Source organism: Bacteroides reticulotermitis JCM 10512, assembly GCF_000517545.1.
GTDB classification, from domain to species: domain Bacteria; phylum Bacteroidota; class Bacteroidia; order Bacteroidales; family Bacteroidaceae; genus Bacteroides; species Bacteroides reticulotermitis.
This window is the reverse complement of the sequence record NZ_BAIV01000080.1, coordinates 1-1,652: the sequence shown is the minus strand read 5'-3', so window position 1 is coordinate 1,652 and position 1,652 is coordinate 1. Positions and strand designations below refer to the sequence as shown.

At 33.5% G+C, this 1,652-nt stretch carries 1 protein-coding gene; it reads right to left on the bottom strand.

Features of this window, described 5'->3' with window-relative positions:
- Positions 1-246 precede the first annotated feature (246 nt).
- Entirely contained in the window at positions 247-1,425 is a 1,179-nt protein-coding gene (locus tag JCM10512_RS20985; RefSeq protein ID WP_044165902.1) for a tyrosine-type recombinase/integrase, read from the bottom strand.
- Between the last annotated feature and the right edge of the window lie 227 nt (positions 1,426-1,652).

Below are 1,652 nucleotides of genomic sequence, written 5' to 3'. Positions count from 1 at the left end.
AACAACTGGCTGTAACTAGCTTATTATCCACTACTTAATTTATCAGCATGACGATAGGGAGATAATAAAGCAACGATTATAAGAATCTGTTCATATTCTTATTGTATAAATAGAGGAAGTGAGAGAAAGCTCTTTTATATAAGGAGAGCAGGGGGAGGTATAATTCCATTTAGTCCGAACTTAAGATGAAGTTCGGACTAAATAAATAAGGTATATGATAATTGCTGAGCGTTCATTCATGAAACGCTATAGCAGCTGATTGAAGATTTCTCTAAAGACTTTATCTGCATGTTCCTGCATAATCTTGACATAATTAAAAATAGGGCGATTATTCTTCATGCTATGACCAATACAATACTCTATTTTTTCGATTTGTATACCTAAATTATAACCGTGCTGCGCAAACGATTTTCGGGCAGAGTAATAAGTTACTTTCTTATTAACTCCTGATAATTGAGTTATTTTATCAATAGAGCGAAAGATTAGGCTATATAATTGTTCATACGTAGTATATTTCCCGAATATGAGTTCACCTCTTTTAGAAATATATTGCTGAATAATATTCTGTGCCTCCGGTTGTAGAGAGAACACGATCTCACTTTCCCCTTTTTTACTATTACGTGTTTTATGTCGTATATATCTCATTGAATCTTTATTCTTGAAATTATAGACCAATAAGTCTCTTAAATTAATCCCGCCTAAGTAATAAGTCAGCATAAAGACGTCTCTGGCTATATTCAATTGCTTATTTGGCAGTTTTGCATCTCGAATCTTCTTTAATTCTTCTATAGATAGGTCGAGTTCTCTAATGTTACTGATTGGCATCTTAAACAACACGAAAGGATGGATGGAATATGTTATGTAGTTCATTTTACTAGCGTAATTTAGCACAACTTTGATAAGAGTCATATAAATTCGTATCGTTGTACTAGCCAAATTCTCTTTGTATAAAACATCAGCAAAACCTTGTATATGGAGAGGCGTTAATTGGATTAAAGAGAAATCACCTTTCATGTACTCTACTAATCGCTTGCACGCTATGCTATAAAGCTTATATGATTTGTTCCTCTCTTCATTTTTCATAAAATCCATATACTCATTGGCTACAGTTTGAAAGGTAATCCCTTTCTTTCGCTGCTCATAAGTGATAATATGTATTAATTCGGTGCATGAAATAGCTGATAAGTAGCTGATGGAGGATAAGATTTCTTCGTATTCATCAATTGTTTTTCGCAGGCTCGCATTTATATTCATTGCATTCTCATGCCGTATTACCCTACCGCTTTTAAATTGACTAGTAGAATCCAAAGTGAATTGGGTTGGTATATACCTTGTTTTGGAGCGGTGCGCAACAGCTATCCGAATCCGATGTCGACCATTGACCATTCTTTTTGTTGGAACGACTACAATTGAAAGATTTGCCATATATATCTATAAAGTTAAATAAGTTATTTATCATACAATAAAAAAGGAATAAAGCTTCCATTCTTTATCAGTTTTTCCTAGAAACAGGACCTAAAACCTGTTTTTTGGTACAAATGACGCAATTTTCCATGTTTTTGTACGATTCTGCATTGCTATTTTTTGCTCTAGTAACTAAGTTTGCAACACTTTTTCACAAGTAGGAGGTGATATACCTCTTTTGAAAAGAG